The 14956-nt window shown below is 64.4% G+C and carries 17 protein-coding genes; 14 read left to right on the plus strand and 3 right to left on the minus strand.

The genetic code is table 11. From position 1 onward, the window contains the following. The first annotated feature begins 435 nt into the window (after window positions 1-435). The 13 genes from AABQ55_RS06090 to visN all read left to right on the plus strand — a co-directional run bounded on the left by AABQ55_RS06090 (window position 436) and on the right by visN (window position 12258). Window positions 436-2037, plus strand: a complete 1602-nt coding sequence (locus AABQ55_RS06090; protein WP_272804398.1) for a globin-coupled sensor protein — start codon at window positions 436-438, stop codon at window positions 2035-2037. 141 nt (window positions 2038-2178) lie between these two features. Continuing rightward, window positions 2179-2478 (plus strand): STAS domain-containing protein, encoded by a 300-nt coding sequence (locus tag AABQ55_RS06095; RefSeq protein ID WP_272804399.1) that lies wholly within the window; start codon window positions 2179-2181, stop codon window positions 2476-2478. Next, on the plus strand, window positions 2475-2840 hold the full coding sequence (gene cheY1 / locus AABQ55_RS06100) for a chemotaxis response regulator CheY1 (protein ID WP_024270516.1): 366 nt from the start codon (window positions 2475-2477) through the stop codon (window positions 2838-2840). Before AABQ55_RS06095 ends, cheY1 begins: the two co-directional genes overlap by 4 nt. A 25-nt stretch (window positions 2841-2865) precedes the next feature. Next, window positions 2866-5130 carry a chemotaxis protein CheA gene (locus tag AABQ55_RS06105; protein ID WP_272804400.1) on the plus strand — a complete coding sequence of 755 codons (2265 nt, stop codon included), beginning with the start codon at window positions 2866-2868 and terminating at the stop codon, window positions 5128-5130. Window positions 5131-5136: 6 nt separating this feature from the next. Next, window positions 5137-5604 (plus strand): chemotaxis protein CheW, encoded by a 468-nt coding sequence (locus AABQ55_RS06110; RefSeq protein WP_244767507.1) that lies wholly within the window; start codon window positions 5137-5139, stop codon window positions 5602-5604. Further along, window positions 5601-6506, plus strand: a complete 906-nt coding sequence (gene cheR / locus AABQ55_RS06115) for a protein-glutamate O-methyltransferase (RefSeq protein WP_244767508.1) — start codon at window positions 5601-5603, stop codon at window positions 6504-6506. The genes AABQ55_RS06110 and cheR overlap by 4 nt, the downstream gene beginning before the upstream one ends. Further along, window positions 6503-7561, plus strand: a complete 1059-nt coding sequence (gene cheB, locus AABQ55_RS06120; RefSeq protein ID WP_244767509.1) for a protein-glutamate O-methylesterase CheB — start codon at window positions 6503-6505, stop codon at window positions 7559-7561. Before cheR ends, cheB begins: the two co-directional genes overlap by 4 nt. Beyond that, window positions 7561-7950, plus strand: coding sequence for a response regulator (locus AABQ55_RS06125; RefSeq protein WP_023514236.1), 390 nt, complete (start codon window positions 7561-7563; stop codon window positions 7948-7950). The genes cheB and AABQ55_RS06125 overlap by 1 nt, the downstream gene beginning before the upstream one ends. Next, a complete protein-coding gene (gene cheD, locus AABQ55_RS06130) occupies window positions 7947-8501 on the plus strand; it encodes a chemoreceptor glutamine deamidase CheD (protein ID WP_244767510.1) in 555 nt (184 codons plus the stop codon). The genes AABQ55_RS06125 and cheD overlap by 4 nt, the downstream gene beginning before the upstream one ends. 98 nt (window positions 8502-8599) lie before the next feature. Beyond that, complete coding sequence (cheT, locus tag AABQ55_RS06135) at window positions 8600-8989, plus strand: chemotaxis protein CheT (protein ID WP_244767511.1); 390 nt, start codon at window positions 8600-8602, stop codon at window positions 8987-8989. A 264-nt stretch (window positions 8990-9253) separates the two neighbouring features. Next, a complete protein-coding gene (gene fliF, locus AABQ55_RS06140; RefSeq protein ID WP_244767512.1) occupies window positions 9254-10948 on the plus strand; it encodes a flagellar basal-body MS-ring/collar protein FliF in 1695 nt (564 codons plus the stop codon). A 73-nt stretch (window positions 10949-11021) separates the two neighbouring features. Continuing rightward, complete coding sequence (locus tag AABQ55_RS06145) at window positions 11022-11207, plus strand: hypothetical protein (protein ID WP_272804401.1); 186 nt, start codon at window positions 11022-11024, stop codon at window positions 11205-11207. A gap of 307 nt (window positions 11208-11514) precedes the next feature. Next, complete coding sequence (gene visN / locus AABQ55_RS06150; protein WP_244767514.1) at window positions 11515-12258, plus strand: transcriptional regulator VisN; 744 nt, start codon at window positions 11515-11517, stop codon at window positions 12256-12258. On the opposite strand, the gene AABQ55_RS06155 is transcribed toward visN, so the two are convergent. Continuing rightward, window positions 12255-12452 (minus strand): hypothetical protein, encoded by a 198-nt coding sequence (locus AABQ55_RS06155; protein WP_272804402.1) that lies wholly within the window; start codon window positions 12450-12452, stop codon window positions 12255-12257. The genes visN and AABQ55_RS06155 overlap by 4 nt on opposite strands. Here AABQ55_RS06155 and visR point away from each other — a divergent pair. After that, complete coding sequence (gene visR, locus AABQ55_RS06160; protein WP_272804403.1) at window positions 12445-13188, plus strand: transcriptional regulator VisR; 744 nt, start codon at window positions 12445-12447, stop codon at window positions 13186-13188. The genes AABQ55_RS06155 and visR overlap by 8 nt on opposite strands. A 150-nt stretch (window positions 13189-13338) precedes the next feature. Here the strand turns inward: visR and AABQ55_RS06165 are convergent, their stop codons facing one another. Beyond that, window positions 13339-13782 (minus strand): hypothetical protein, encoded by a 444-nt coding sequence (locus tag AABQ55_RS06165; RefSeq protein WP_244767517.1) that lies wholly within the window; start codon window positions 13780-13782, stop codon window positions 13339-13341. Window positions 13783-13787: 5 nt separating this feature from the next. Then, window positions 13788-14921, minus strand: coding sequence for a flagellar biosynthesis protein FlhB (gene flhB / locus AABQ55_RS06170; protein WP_272804404.1), 1134 nt, complete (start codon window positions 14919-14921; stop codon window positions 13788-13790). Between the last annotated feature and the right edge of the window lie 35 nt (window positions 14922-14956).

Below are 14956 nucleotides of genomic sequence, written 5' to 3' on the forward strand. Positions count from 1 at the left end.
CGCTGCTGCGATCATCGTCGCGCCCAGTGCCAGAACAATCATTGCCTGTTCCTCCTGACATCATTGTCAGTCAACGGTCGCATCCTGCGCGCGCGAGCTTGCGCGAGGCTGACGCCACGTCGGATCGCTTTAATTTTAGCGATACCACAAGCAAGCCGTGAACCATTAACCTTCAGGCAAGGAATTAACCATAAACATTGGACTACACGTCGGAATGGGAAATTCGCCGTTTCTCACCCAGGCATGATGCCGAACCGCCGTACCGGATCCGAGCCGGTATTCGAGTTTCACAGAATTTGATCATGGATCGACGGGTGGCGCCGCGCGCCGCCTCGCGAGCGCGGCTTGGGCCGCCAGCTTCTCTCCATGCGAGAATTCGGCGGCCGCCCGAAAGGCGGCCGGGCATCATGGTTTGGGAGCATACGGGTGCAGGAAATGCCGGCAGAACAGGCTCGAACGGGACAGGCGGCCAGCCTGCGCGACCGTTTGCGCTTTGCCGGCATGGACGCTGCCCAGGGCGAGGTGCTCCGCCGCCACCGCCAGACGCTCGAACGGCATGTCGAGACGGCGCTGCGCGATCTTTTCCAGCGTTTCCAGACCTTTCCGGATGCCGCCCGCCATTTCCAGAGCGAGCGCCAGATCGACCGCCTGCACGACCTCCAGAGCTCCCATTGGAGCGTCCTGACCGACGCGCGGTTCGACGGGCTCTATGCGGAGCGGGTGAAGGTGCTCGCCGACAGCGAAAGCCAGATGGGCCTCGACCCGCGCTGGCGCATCGCCGGCCATTCGGTCGTCGTCGAGACGGTCGTCAGCGGCCTCATCGAGGAATATTGGCCGAAATCCCTCCTGCCCGGCGCGGGCAAGGCTCGCCGGCAGGAACTGACCGACCTCATCTCCGCCTTCCTGCGCACGGCGATGGTGGACGCCGAGATCGGCGTTTCGCTGCGCTTCAACGAATTGCGCCACGCCCACCACCGGGCGCTCGGCGAGCAGCGGCGGGAAGACCGCGCCGAGCTCGACCGCGTCTTCGGCGAGACGATCCGCAGCCTGGCACAGCTCGATTTCTCTGCCCGCGTTTCCGGCGAGATGCCGGAGGCCTGGCGTGACATGGCCGAGACGCTGAACAGCGCGCTCGACGAGATCCAGTCCCGCCTCACCGCGGCCGCGGACCGCGCGCGCGAAGGCGACCGCCTCGTCGGCACGCTCGCCTCCGGCGCCGGCGCGCTGTCGGCCCGCTCGGCCGAGCAGTCGGCGAACCTGATCGAGACGGCCAATGCGCTCGGCGCGATCGTCGAGCGCGTACGCCAGACGCTCGGCGAGACGCGCAAGGCGCAGTCCGCCGCCGCCTCCACGCAGGCCTCGGTCGCGCTCTCGGGCAACATCGTCGGCGAAGCGATGTCGGCCATGGCGGATATCGAGGCTTCGGCGGAAAAGATCGGCCAGATCATCGGAGTGATCGACGAGATCGCCTTCCAGACCAATCTGCTGGCCCTCAACGCCGGCATCGAGGCCGCCCGCGCCGGCGACAGCGGCCGCGGCTTTGCGGTCGTCGCGCAGGAAGTGCGCGCGCTCGCCCAGCGTTCGGCGGATGCGGCACGTGAGATCAAGCAGCTCGTGACGAGCACCAAGGCGCAGGTCGAGGCCGGTGTCGAGCACGTCCACCGCACCCAGGACGCGATCGGCAACATCGTGCGCCAGGTCGAGGGCATCAACGAGGCGATCACCGGCATTGCGCATGAAAGCGCGGTCGACGCGGAAGGGCTCGACGGCGTGACGGCCGATATCGGCCGCACCGGCCGTGCGCTCGAAGCGGACGCGGCGGATGCCGCTCGTGTCGGCGAGGCGGGCGGCGACCTCCATACCGTCATCCTCGAACTCGGCCGCACGATCCGGGAATTCCATGTTTCCGCGCAGCGCGACCTGCGCCGCCCGGCACGGCCCGCGCCGGCGGAAGCACGTGCGGCCCCCGAACGCACCGAACCCCAGGCTTCTCCCCTCGATTTCCTGACGGCCCGCGCCGCCGGCTTTGGAGGCTGAGATGGCGGCAAGACGGCCACGGCACTGGTTTTCGACGGCCCGCAGCCGGCTTTCGGAAGGAAGCCATCCGCCTGCCGCTCCGACGGGCGGGACGGCGATTTTGGACAGACGCAGACACGGTTTCAAACAAGGAACACGGTAATGGCGAGCAAGAAAGCCGCTCAGAAAAATTTAAGCCTTGCCCCCGTTCTCGATCTCAACGAGGCGACGGTCCTGCACAAGCAGCTCATGGGTCTCAAGGGCAACCCGCTTGTCATCGACGCCTCGGCGGTCGAACGGGTCGGCGCGCTCTGCGCCCAGGTGCTGATGGCCGGTGCCAGGAGCTGGGAAGAGGACAAGCAGCCCTTCACCTTCGGCAAGGTTTCCGATCCTTTCATGAAGACAATGCAACTTATCGGTGTGAATATTGATCACTTGCTGGCACAGGAGGCTAGGCAATGAAGAAAAAGGTCCTGACCGTGGATGATTCCCGGACCATCCGGAACATGCTTCTGGTCACGCTCAACAATGCGGGTTTCGAGACCATCCAGGCCGAAGACGGCGTGGAAGGGCTGGAAGTCCTCGAAAACGCCAACCCGGACGTCATCGTCACCGACATCAACATGCCGCGCCTCGACGGTTTCGGCTTCATCGAGGGCGTGCGCCGCAACGAGAAGTACCGGGCGATCCCGATCCTCGTGCTGACGACCGAAAGCGACGCGGAGAAGAAGAACCGCGCCCGCCAGGCCGGCGCGACGGGCTGGATCGTCAAGCCTTTCGATCCGACCAAGCTGATCGATGCAATCGAGCGCGTAACCGCCTAAAATCACTAGTCCAGGATTACTCCCGATGGATATGAACGAAATCAAGGAGATCTTCTTCCAGGAGTGCGAGGAGCAGCTCGCCGAACTGGAATCCGGTCTCTTGAAGCTGAACGACGGTGATCGCGACCCGGAAACGGTCAATGCCGTGTTCCGCGCCGTGCACTCGATCAAGGGCGGTGCCGGTGCCTTCGGCCTCGACGATCTCGTCTCCTTCGCCCATGTGTTCGAGACGACACTGGATTGCGTTCGATCCAACAAGCTGGAGCCCACCCAGGACGTCCTCAAGGTCATGCTGAAATCCGCTGACGTTCTGGCGGACCTGACCAATGCGGCGCGCGACGGCGGCAGCGTCGACGAGGCCCGCAGCCGCACCCTCATCCGCGAGCTGGAAGCACTCGCCCACGGCGAGGTGCCGGCCGCCGCCGAGGCGCCCGCGCCAAAGCCCGCCCCCAAGGCGGCCGCGCCGGCGCCGGTGATCGAAAAGCCGCCGGTCAACGATGAAGGCTTCCAGCCGATCCCCTTCTCCTTCGGCGATTTCGACGAGGAGCCGGCCGGCCACTACGTGCCTACCGTCCAGGTCGACTTCAAGCCGAAGAAGGATCTCTACGCCAAGGGCAACGAGGCGGTGCTCCTCCTGCGCGACGTCTCGCGTCTCGGCGAGATGAGCGTCTATTGCGACATGGACAGCCTGCCGCCGCTGGACAAGATGGACCCGGAGGAAGCATATTTCTCCTGGAAGATCTCGGTCACCACCGACAAGGGCGAGGACGGCGTACGCTCCGTCTTCGAATTCGCCGAGTGGGATTGCGATCTCGACATCCGCACCATCGAGGAGGACGTCGTCGGCGAAGTGACGGACGACGAGGAACTGCCGATGCAGCCCGTGCCGTTCGACCTGTCGATGCTCGACGAAAGCGGTTCCGCCGCCGGTGGGGAAGACGAGCCGGCAGTCGTTGAAAGCGATGCCGCCGCTGCCGTCGCTGCCGCCGAAACCGCCGCCAAGGTTTCCCAAGTCGCCAGCCGCGCCGCCGAGAACGCCAAGGCCGCCGCCAATGCCGCCCAGGCCAACCAGGCCGCCGCCGCCGGCCAGACGATCCGCGTCGATCTCGATCGCGTCGATCGCCTGATCAACCTCGTCGGCGAGCTCGTCATCAACCAGGCGATGCTTTCGCAGAGCGTCGTCGAGAACGACAATAACGGCACGTCCTCCATCAATATGGGCCTGGAGGAGTTGCAGCAGCTCACCCGCGAGATCCAGGATTCGGTGATGGCGATCCGTGCGCAGCCGGTGAAGCCGGTCTTCCAGCGCATGGCCCGCACCGTCCGCGAAATCGCCGACATCACCGGCAAGTCGGTCCGCCTCATCACGGAAGGCGAGAACACCGAAGTCGACAAGACCGTCATCGACAAGCTCGCCGAGCCGCTGACGCACATGATCCGCAACGCGGTCGACCACGGCCTGGAAATGCCGGAGAAGCGCGAAGCCCTCGGCAAGAACCCGGAAGGCACGGTCCGCCTCACGGCGAAGCACCGCTCGGGCCGCATCGTCATCGAGCTGGCCGACGACGGCGCCGGCATCAACCGCGAGAAGGTGCGCCAGAAGGCGATCGACAACGACCTCATCGCGGCGGACGCGAACCTGTCGGACGAGGAAATCGACAACCTGATCTTCCACGCCGGCTTCTCCACCGCCGACAAGGTGTCGGACCTGTCCGGCCGCGGCGTCGGCATGGACGTCGTCAAGCGCTCCATCCAGGCGCTCGGCGGCCGCATCTCGATCTCCTCGAAGCCGGGGCAGGGCTCCGTCTTCACCATGAGCCTGCCGCTCACACTAGCCGTGCTCGATGGCATGGTGGTCACGGTCGCCGGCCAGACGCTCGTCGTGCCGCTGACGGCCATCGTCGAGACGCTGCAGCCGGAAGCCTCGGCCATCCATTCCTTCGGCGCCTCGCAGCGGCTCATCTCGATCCGCAACTCCTTCTGCCCGCTGGTGGATGTCGGCCGGATCCTCAACTTCCGCGCCACCCAGGCCAATCCGATCGAGGGCGTCGCGCTGCTCGTCGAATCGGAAGGCGGCGGCCAGCGCGCCCTCATGGTCGATGCCATCCAGGGCCAGCGCCAGGTCGTCATCAAGAGCCTGGAAGCGAACTATACCCACGTGCCCGGCATCGCCGCCGCGACCATTCTCGGCGATGGCCGCGTCGCCCTCATCCTGGACGTCGATGCGGTGGTCGCCGCTTCGCGCGGCCAGTCCCTGAAACAAGACATCTCGCTTGCTGCCACCGGTTGAGAAGCCATGACGACGTATGCGGTAAAGAATCTCACGCACGGACGCGAACTGATCGCCTTCAGGATCGGCGAGCAGGAGTTCTGTGTGAACATCATGTCGGTCCGGGAGATCCGTGGATGGACCCCGGCGACGTCGATGCCGCACGCGCCGCCCTATGTGCTTGGCGTCATCAACCTGCGCGGCGCCGTGCTGCCGATCGTCGACCTGTCGCTGCGCCTCGGCATGAAACCGGCCGAACCGACCGTGCGCCATGTCATCATCGTCGCCCAGGTCGGGCCGAAGGTGGTGGGCCTGCTGGTGGATGCGGTCTCCGACATCCTGACCGTGACGAATGAAAACATCCAGCCGACCCCGGACATCGCCAACGAGACCGAGAAAGCCTATGCCCGCGGCATCCTCGCCATCGAGGGGCGCATGATCTGCCTCATCGAGCTCGATTCCCTGTTCCCGCATACCGAAAGCGAAGCCGCATGACCTATTCTTCGGCCATCGACACGCGGCAGCCGCCCGACGAGTGCCTGGCGAGCGGCGAATATCCGCTGACGCGCAAGGATCTCTCCGAGATTGCGGCGATGATCTATGCGGATGCCGGCATCTACCTCAACGAGACCAAGGCCTCGCTGGTCTATTCGCGCCTGTCGAAGCACATTCGCCAGCTCGGCCTGAAGGGCTTCAAGGAATATTGCGCGCTGGTCTCCTCGCCGGCCGGCGCGTCGGCGCGCAAGGAAATGCTGTCGCACCTGACGACGAACTTCACGCGTTTCTTCCGCGAGAACCATCATTTCGAGCACCTGAAGAACGAGGTCCTGCCGGAGCTTCTCGCCCGCGCCCGCAACGGCGGCCGCGTGCGCATCTGGTCGGCCGCCTGTTCGGATGGCCAGGAGCCCTATTCGATCGCGCTTACCGTGCTCTCGCTGATGCCGAACGTCGCCGACTACGACTTCCGGATTCTCGCGACCGACATCGACCCGAAGATCCTCGCCGTCGCCCGCGCCGGCGCCTACGACGCCAATGCGCTCGAAACGGTCAGCCCCGCCATGCGCAAGCAGTTCTTCCGGGAGACGGATGCGGGCGGGCGGCAGAAATGGCAGATCGACGACCGGGTGAAACGGCTCATCACCTTCAACGAACTGAACCTGATGGCGCAATGGCCGTTCAAGGGGCCGTTCGACGTCATCTTCTGCCGCAACGTCGTCATCTATTTCGACGAGCCGACGCAGATGAAGATCTGGTCGCGCTTCGCCGGCATGCTGGGCGACAACGGCCACCTCTATATCGGCCATTCCGAGCGCGTCTCGGGCGAGGCGAAGAACCAGTTCGACAATATCGGCATCACAACCTACCGCTACACCGGCAAGCACAGGAGGAGCGCATGATGGCACCCGCGCGCGTACTCGTCGTCGATGATTCGCCGACCATGCGCGGCCTGATCACGGCCGTGCTCAACGCCGACCCGGACGTCAATGTCATCGGGCAGGCCGGCGACGCCATGGAAGCCCGCAATGCGATCAAGCAGCTCAATCCCGACGTCGTGACGCTGGATATCGAGATGCCGAACATGAACGGGCTCGAATTCCTCGACAAGATCATGAAGCTGAGGCCGATGCCGGTCATCATGGTCTCGACGCTGACGCATCGCGGCGCGGAAGCCTCGCTGATGGCGCTGGAGATCGGCGCCTTCGATTGCGTCGGAAAACCGCAGCCGGGCGACGCCCGCCCGTTTGGCGACCTCGCGGAAAAAGTGAAGGCCGCCGCCAGATCGCAGCGCCGCCAGGTCCGCACGGACGTGCCGCCGCTGGCGCCGACCGCGGCCAACGTCAACCCGGCCGCCACCTACAGGCCCGGCCGCCGGGTTATCGCCATCGGCGCCTCGACGGGGGGCGTGGAGGCGCTGATCGCGGTCCTGCAGAAATTCCCGGTCAACTGCCCGCCGACGGTCATCACGCAGCACATGCCGCCAACCTTCACCAAGAGCTTCGCCGACCGGCTGAACCGGCTCTGCGCCCCTGTGGTGCAGGAGGCGACGGACGGCGCGCGGCTCGAGATCGGCAAGATCTACCTGGCCCCCGGCGGCGAACGCCATCTTCAGATATCCAACCCGCATGCACCCTGCTGCCGGCTGGTCGAGCGGGATCCGGTCAACGGCCATCGCCCGTCGGTGGATGTGCTGTTCGATTCGGTGGCCGAGCTTGCCGGCCGGAACGCCGTCGGCGTCATCCTCACCGGCATGGGGCGGGACGGGGCGAGCGGCCTGTTGAAAATGCGTCACGCAGGGGCGCGGACCATCGGTCAGAACGAGAAAACCTGCGTCGTATATGGAATGCCGAGAGTGGCTTTCGAGCTTGGCGCCGTAGAACACCAGTTTCCGCTCTCCTCCATCGGGGAGGAAATCTTGAAAATCACTGCGGCCCGTAGAGAAGGGAGCGAATAATGTCTATCGCTGAAAAAATCAAAGTCCTCATCGTCGACGATCAGGTGACGAGCCGCCTCTTGCTGGGCGATGCCCTGCAGCAGCTCGGCTTCAAGCAGATCACGGCGGCCGGCGACGGCGCGCAGGGCATGGCCATCATGTCCCAGCAGCCGCACCACCTCGTCATCTCCGACTTCAACATGCCGAAGATGGACGGCATCGAGTTCCTCCAGGCGGTGCGGTCCAACCCCACCACCAAGAAGGCGGCCTTCATCATCCTGACGGCGCAGGGCGACCGCGCGCTGGTGCAGAAGGCGGCGGCGCTGGGCGCGAACAACGTTCTCGCCAAGCCGTTCACCATCGAGAAGATGAAGGCGGCCATCGAAGCCGTGTTCGGGGCATTGAAATGATCTCAGACGCCGGGGCGCGCCGCGTCCATGTCATTCAGGGCGAATACAAGGTCTTCAACGATCCGAGCGTGGTGCTCACCACCATTCTCGGCTCGTGCGTGGCCGCCTGCATGCGCGACCCGGTCATTGGCGTCGGCGGCATGAACCACTTCCTGCTGCCGGGCTCGGCCGAGGCCATGGCCTCGGGCGGCGACGCCACGCGCTACGGCGTGCATCTGATGGAGCTTCTGATCAACGGCCTCCTGAAGCAGGGCGCGCGGCGCGACCGGCTGGAGGCGAAGATCTTCGGCGGTGCCAGGACGATCGCGCGCTTCTCCAATGTCGGCGAGCAGAACGCGCGCTTCGCGCGGCAGTTCCTGATGGACGAAGGCATCAAGGTCGTCGGCGAGAGCACCGGCGGCGAGCATGGCCGCAAGCTGGAATACTGGCCGTCGAGCGGGCGGGCCCGGCAATATGCGCTGACGGGCGTCGAGACGCAGAAGACGGTGGCGCTGGAACAGCGGCCCGCACCCGCCGCCAAGCCCGTCGAAAGCTCGATCGAATTCTTCTGAGCGGGCGTTGCGCCGCAAGGAAGCAGAAGTAAAAGCGTATGTACGTTGCCGGTTGCGACATCGGGTCCGCCGGCCCCGTACGGGGAAGAGGGTAACCCATGCAAGCCGAGTATCTGAGTGCAGCCACTGCCATGGAGGAAGCCCTTCCGGATGTCCTGATGCGGATCGTGTCCGAACTGCACGATGTCGCCTATCTGATCGAGCGCATCGAACCGCAGCTTGCCGGCGTTCACGGCGATGCCGTGCTGGATGCCGCCGAACGCATGATGGTGCTCCAGGGCATCGATCTTGCCGTGCAGAAGACGCGAGGGCTCGCCGAGTTCATCGACACCATCACCGCAAGCATTCCCGACAACTGGATCGTCGATGTCACGACGGCGCTCAATCTGGTGAAACTCGCGGACATGCAGAAGGCGCTGGGCAACGGGATGCGCCATGGCCACTCCCAGCCGCTCGGCAAGGCAGCCGGCGATTTCGAGGCCTTTTAGGAAATTCCAAGTGTAATCAACCTGTTCGGCGGCGCCTTCCCGGCGCCGTCTTTCGTTGCCGCTTTTGCCGCGCGCGCGGCAACGAAATGCTCGCGCAAGTTTCACGGTCTAGTCTCCAGCCCGGATCAGTCAGATCCGCGTATTCCATGGGGCAGGTCGGCGCGTGCGGAAATGTGCCGGTCCCGTTCCACGAGATTGAAAATGCGTCTGATCGCGCCGGCATGGTAGGCCGGAGTCCAGGCGACTAGTCCGTACGGGAACAGAATGAATCTGTTGGAACAGTTGACGAAAGTCTACAAGAACCTGGCTTCGCTGGGGCAGGCGAAACTCGCGATGCTGGCCGGCGCCGCCGTCGTTTCGATCGGTCTCGTGCTTGCCGCAGGGATCATGGTCAACAAACCCGCTTACGAGACGCTCTATGTCGGTCTGGAGAAGACCGACGTGAACCAGATCAGCCTGGCGCTGGCCGAGGCCAGCATCGATTTCAACACCGGCACGGACGGATCGAGCATCGAGGTCCCGGTCGGCCAGACCGGCAAGGCGCGGCTCTATCTCGCCGAGCGCGGCCTGCCGAGCAGTGCGAATTCGGGCTACGAACTTTTCGACAAGGTCGGCTCGCTCGGCCTTACCTCCTTCATGCAGGAGGTGACGCGCGTCCGGGCGCTCGAGGGCGAGATCGCCCGCACCATCCAGCAGATCAGCGGCATCGCTGCCGCCCGCGTGCATATCGTCATGCCGGAACGCGGCAATTTCCGCAAAGCCGAACAGGTGCCGACCGCTTCCGTCATGATTCGCGCGAGCGCGCAGGCCGGCCGTGAATCGGCCGCCGCGATCCGCCACCTCGTCGCCGCCTCCGTTCCCGGCCTCGAGGTCGATGGCGTCACGATCCTCGATTCCGCCGGCCAGCTGCTTGCTTCCGGCGATGATGCCGAGAACGGCGCGATCAACCGCTCGCTGACGGCGGTGCAGACCGTCCAGGGCGAAGTGGAGCGCAATATCGAAAAGGCGCTCGCGCCCTTTCTCGGCATGGAGAATTTCCGCGCCAGTGTCACCGCCGCGCTCAACATGGATACCCAGCAGATCCAGGAGACGGTCTACGATCCGGAATCGCGCGTCGAGCGCTCGATCCGCGTGACGCGTGAAAGCCAGAAGTCGCAGCAGCAGGCCGACAACAAGGCGGCGACCGTCGAGCAGAACATTCCGCAGGGCGGCCCGGAAGGCCAGGCCAACGGGCCGCAGTCGAGCGACGAGGCCGACAAGAAGGAAGAGCAGACCAACTACGAGATCAACAGCAAGACCGTCGCCACCATGCGCAACAGCTACACGGTGGAGAAGCTGTCGGTCGCCGTCGTGGTCAACCGCGCCCGTGTGGCGGCCATGGTCGGCGAACCGGCGGACCAGGCAAAGGTCGACGCCTATATCGCCGAGATGCAGAAGATCGTCTCGTCCGCCGCCGGCCTCAACAGCGAGCGTGGCGACGTCGCCACCATCACCGCGATGGAATTCCTCGACCACCAGCTTCTCGACGAGGCGGTGGCAGGTCCGGGCGTGATGGAGGTGCTGACGCGCAATCTCGGCGGCATCATCAATGCCCTCGCCTTCCTCGGCGTCGCCTTCGTGGTGGTCTGGTTCGGCCTTCGCCCGGCGGTTCGCTCGGTCACCGGCGGCGGAGCCTCCGCCAACGCACTCGAAAGCGACATGGCAGGTCTCGAACTGCCCGACTTCTCGCCTGCCGCCGGCGTCGGCGGCCCCGGTGCCACCCTCATGGACGGCTTCGGCGCGGATTTCGGCTTCGACAGCACGGACGACCTGCTCAATGCGGGCGACGATGGCGAGGGTGGCTTCAACCGCCGCGTCAAGGAAGGCCCGGAACGTCGCCTTGGCCGCATGGTCGAGATCAGCGAGGAACGCGCTGCGAAGATCCTGCGCAAATGGTCGGCCGAAAAGGAAGCCGCCTGACCGCGCAACACCCGAAGAAAGTCAGCGACGCGGCCGGAACCGGCCGCGTTTTCGTTTGCGCGGAAAAAATGCGATGTCCGTTTTTGACTTCTGCCTGTCGCTTTTCGGCAACGCTCGTTCGGCCCGTTTGAAGCAATTTCGTCGTATTCGCATCCCGGCTGCCGGTGCGCGCGTTCACGGGCCCGTGATCGGTGAAAAAATTTTATCGCCGCTGCGGTTGAGTGAGGCGGCCAAGGTTCACAATTTTTCCACGAATTAGCAGTGTCTTTTGCGGCCGCACCGACCCCAAGGCGGCAATAACTCATGGTTAACAATGACTTAACCTGTCGTTTCGCGTCGGCGGCCGGCAAGCAAATCACCCTGCACAGGCCGACTCACAGAAGCCGGCAAAAGTAAATCCCGAGAAGATGGCGGTGGTTTTTAGCGATAGCCGATGTACACTTTAGTTACTGATTCGCTTGGTGATTCTTGCCGATGCGGCCTGACCGGGAAGGGTTCGGACGGTTCCGAACGCTTGGCGGGAAGGAGGCATGGACCGCCGTTCGGAATCGGAACAGGGGGCTATCATGGAAACGATCCGGTCGGATGTCGCGGCCTGGGAATCCTATGGATTCTCCGCCGAGGCGGGTGAGCGTAAGAGTGCGCGTGAACTTCTGGTTCAACACCTGGGACGCTGTGCGGATCGCGCCGGCCTCTCCAGCGGCCTGAGGGCGCTGACCGATTATGTCAGCGCCTCCCATTATCTCCTCGTCCGCCACGACGTCTCGCCCGAAGCGGGGATGGAAACCGTCGTCGCCTCGGACTGGCCCTTCGACATGGTGCGCAGCATCGCCGGCGCCGTCGTTGCCAGCCAGTCCCGGATGAGCGAGATCGACAAGTGCCTTGGCCTGCTGAAGCCCTGCTTCAATCATCTCGATGACGGCATCCCCATGCCGAAGGGCGTCAGCCGCGAATATTGCGTCATTGCCTTCCATGTCGGCCGGGTGCGCATGTCGCTGCTGTTGCTCTTTCCGGAGCACTTCATCCTCTCGCAGAGCAAGCTGCGGGACGTGGGCGTCATGACCGGCTATTTCGCCAGCGTCTGCTGCCAGGGCGCGATCCTGCGGCAGGACCGGGAAATGGACCTGACAGAGCGCGAGATCGAGTGCCTCTACTGGATCGCCGAAGGAAAGACGAGCGACGAGATCGCCGTCATCCTCGGCATCTCGCGCAACACGATCAACAACTACATCACCAGCGTGATGCGCAAGACCGCGACGAAGACGCGGTCGGAGGCGATCGCCTGGGCCGTGCGCAACAGCCTCGTCTAGAGCAATCCCAGTAAAGGTGCGGAGCGGTTTTGCGTAAAAACAAACAGATAGAGCATTGCCCGTCGAAGCGGCGCTGCTTCGGCATCGGACAATGCGGCAGAAACACCATGCCGGAGCAATTGCAGCAAAGTGCTTGAGCGGTCGAGCGTCCGGAACGGCGCAAGACGAACAGACAGGAGAACTGCCATGGACATCCAGCTCTCAGCCCCTGCCGCCCTGGAGACGGAAATCCGGCTCGCGCGGCCGCCGAAAGCAGCACGGGCGTCCGATTTCGTGTCCCGCCTGCAGGTGATGCAGACGGTCATCGGCGCCGAGCATTTCGCGGTGCTGCGCCTCAGCGGGCACGGCCTGCCGGCAGCCCGCAAGCTGACGCTTTCGCTGCACAACTGGGCGCAGGACGTCGACGGCAATGCCCGCGCCCTGCTCGAAGCCTACGGCGCCGCCATGCTGGCCCACCTCGAGGCGTCCATGCTGCCGCTGATCTGGGAGGGGGCGGGTGACAACCAGTTCGCCGAATCGGGGGCCGAACCCTTCACGATGCGCCTTCCCGCGCGGCTGCTGCCCTGGTCGGGCATCGCCTTTCCCATCCGCCTCGGCGCGCACGGCAATGGGTATGTCGTCTTCACCGGCAGCTTCATCGCCCCGTCCAGTGATCTCATCGTCGACATGCACATGAAGGGCTGCCAGGTGCTCATCGACATGCTGGCCGGCGAGGAACGCAAGCTGGCGCCCTCCGAAGCGCTCAGCGAGCGTGAGATCGCCTGCCTCCAGATGGCCGGCGACGGTTGCATCTCCGAGGTGATCGCCGAGCAGATGGGGCTTTCCGTCCACACCGTGAACGCCTATCTCGGCACGGCCACGACGAAGCTCGACGCTGTCAACCGCATCCAGGCGATCGCCAAGGCCATCCGGCTCGGGTATATTACCTGACAAGGGCGTAAGATGAGGCGGCCGGAGCCGCCAATGAATTTCCACTCACCCCACCTTCTGCGTCATCCTCGGCTCAAGGCCGAGGATGACGCAGAAGGTGGGGTAAGCGCGTTTTCGCAATTCGAGGAAAAGCGGAAATATTCTGAACGCTCAATGCGCGTGCTGCGATTCCGGTCCGGACTTCACATACTTCGCTTCCGCAAGGCTCCTGCGCAGGAAATCCGTGTTGTCGTCGGGATCGGCGGACGGATTGTTGAAGGCGACGTGCGTGACTTCGACACCCGCCTTGTCCTTCTGCAGCAGGAGCTTCGCATAGACCGTCACGCCCTGCGGGCGCAACTCCATGTCGAGCGTCACTTCCGGTTCCGTGTCCCAGTCGAGACGGTAGTCGCCGCCGGCGCCGAAATTGACCGTGCCGGGCAGGAAGTAGAGTTCGGCCGCCGAGGAGACCAGGTCGGCGAGGTTGCCGTAGCACTCGAAACGCAACAACGAGACGAGATCGGCGGCATCGAGCAGACGAAGCTCAGTGGCGACCGGGCAGATTGCTTCTGCAACAATCTTCTCGCGCTCGGCGGAGTAGGTGCATTTTCTCATCGGATCTAGTTTACCCGTCTGGTCTGGGGCGAGGCTGCGTAAACCCGGTGAATCAGCTCCGCCACGGCTTTGTAGAACACCGGCGGGATGACACTATCCACCGAGACTTGCGCAAACATTGAGCGGGCGAGCGGCGGGTCCTCGAAAACGGGTATGCCATTGTCCTCGGCGATCTCGCGGATTTTCAGCGCGACGAGGTCCTGCCCCTTGGCGACGACGACCGGCGCATCGCCCTCCTCGCGCACATAGCGCAGCGCGACGGCGAAGTGGGTCGGGTTGGCGATGACCAGCGTTGCGCGCGGAACGGCCGTCATCATGCGGCGGCGGGCGCGGTCGCGCTGGATCGAGCGCATGCGGGCCTTCACGATCGGGTCGCCCTGCGCCTGCTTCATCTCCTCCTTCACCTCCTGCTTCGTCATCATCAGCTCGGAGAACCAGTGATGTCGCGTCCAGGCAAAGTCGATGCCGGCGATCAGCGCCGTGGCGAAGAGGATGATCAGGAGGACCTTGTTGACGTCCGAGCTCATCATGTAGATGAGCGCCGCCGGCTCGGAGAACATCGTGTCGAGCGAGGCGAAGTAGTCGCCGCGCATGGCGAATGCCACGACCAGCGACACGATGAGGATCTTGATCAGCGACTTGCCGAACTCGACGAGGCCCTGCTTGCCGAAGAGGCGCCCGAGGCCCTTCATCGGGTTGAGGCGGGAGATCTGCGGGCGCACCCGCTCCATCACCGGGCTCGGCAGGTTCTGCAGGACCGAGGAGGCGACGCCGAAGAGCATCATCATGGCGAGGATCGGCAGGAGCAGCGCGCCGGCCTCCCAGCCGAGATGGCGGAAGATGGCGATGACGTCGGTGCCGGACTTGAGGTTCCAGGCCTCCGGCTGCTCGAAGAAATCGCGCAGCGTCTCGTTCATGCGGGAAACGCCCCCCGGCATGAAGAAGACGAGGAAGAGATAGATCGCGAGCGTCGAGGCGAAGATGGTGATTTCGCGCGAGAAGGGGGTGTTGCCCTTCTCCATCGCATCGTGGATCTTCTTCTCGGTCGGAAGTTCTGTCTTGCTGTCCTTGTCGTCGTCCGACACGTCGCGCTCCCCGGCGGCCAGCGCCAGCCAAAAACAAACGGCCCGAACCCCCATTCCGGAGATTCGGGCCGCAGATACGCTCCGCCTGT

It is taken from the genome of Shinella sp. WSD5-1 (assembly GCF_963942435.1).
Taxonomy (GTDB): domain Bacteria; phylum Pseudomonadota; class Alphaproteobacteria; order Rhizobiales; family Rhizobiaceae; genus Shinella; species Shinella yambaruensis.

What these genes read in the sequence shown, in the direction of transcription:
- AABQ55_RS06105 (WP_272804400.1), top strand. Translation starts at nt 2,866, where the DNA reads ATGGATATGAACGAAATCAAGGAGATCTTCTTCCAGGAGTGCGAGGAG.
- fliF (WP_244767512.1), top strand. Translation starts at nt 9,254, where the DNA reads ATGAATCTGTTGGAACAGTTGACGAAAGTCTACAAGAACCTGGCTTCG.
- cheT (WP_244767511.1), top strand. Translation starts at nt 8,600, where the DNA reads ATGCAAGCCGAGTATCTGAGTGCAGCCACTGCCATGGAGGAAGCCCTT.
- visN (WP_244767514.1), top strand. Translation starts at nt 11,515, where the DNA reads ATGGAAACGATCCGGTCGGATGTCGCGGCCTGGGAATCCTATGGATTC.
- AABQ55_RS06145 (WP_272804401.1), top strand. Translation starts at nt 11,022, where the DNA reads ATGTCCGTTTTTGACTTCTGCCTGTCGCTTTTCGGCAACGCTCGTTCG.
- AABQ55_RS06155 (WP_272804402.1), bottom strand. Translation starts at nt 12,452, where the DNA reads ATGTCCATGGCAGTTCTCCTGTCTGTTCGTCTTGCGCCGTTCCGGACG.
- AABQ55_RS06095 (WP_272804399.1), top strand. Translation starts at nt 2,179, where the DNA reads ATGGCGAGCAAGAAAGCCGCTCAGAAAAATTTAAGCCTTGCCCCCGTT.
- AABQ55_RS06165 (WP_244767517.1), bottom strand. Translation starts at nt 13,782, where the DNA reads ATGAGAAAATGCACCTACTCCGCCGAGCGCGAGAAGATTGTTGCAGAA.
- AABQ55_RS06125 (WP_023514236.1), top strand. Translation starts at nt 7,561, where the DNA reads ATGTCTATCGCTGAAAAAATCAAAGTCCTCATCGTCGACGATCAGGTG.
- cheR (WP_244767508.1), top strand. Translation starts at nt 5,601, where the DNA reads ATGACCTATTCTTCGGCCATCGACACGCGGCAGCCGCCCGACGAGTGC.
- AABQ55_RS06110 (WP_244767507.1), top strand. Translation starts at nt 5,137, where the DNA reads ATGACGACGTATGCGGTAAAGAATCTCACGCACGGACGCGAACTGATC.
- cheD (WP_244767510.1), top strand. Translation starts at nt 7,947, where the DNA reads ATGATCTCAGACGCCGGGGCGCGCCGCGTCCATGTCATTCAGGGCGAA.
- visR (WP_272804403.1), top strand. Translation starts at nt 12,445, where the DNA reads ATGGACATCCAGCTCTCAGCCCCTGCCGCCCTGGAGACGGAAATCCGG.
- cheY1 (WP_024270516.1), top strand. Translation starts at nt 2,475, where the DNA reads ATGAAGAAAAAGGTCCTGACCGTGGATGATTCCCGGACCATCCGGAAC.
- cheB (WP_244767509.1), top strand. Translation starts at nt 6,503, where the DNA reads ATGATGGCACCCGCGCGCGTACTCGTCGTCGATGATTCGCCGACCATG.
- AABQ55_RS06090 (WP_272804398.1), top strand. Translation starts at nt 436, where the DNA reads ATGCCGGCAGAACAGGCTCGAACGGGACAGGCGGCCAGCCTGCGCGAC.
- flhB (WP_272804404.1), bottom strand. Translation starts at nt 14,921, where the DNA reads ATGGGGGTTCGGGCCGTTTGTTTTTGGCTGGCGCTGGCCGCCGGGGAG.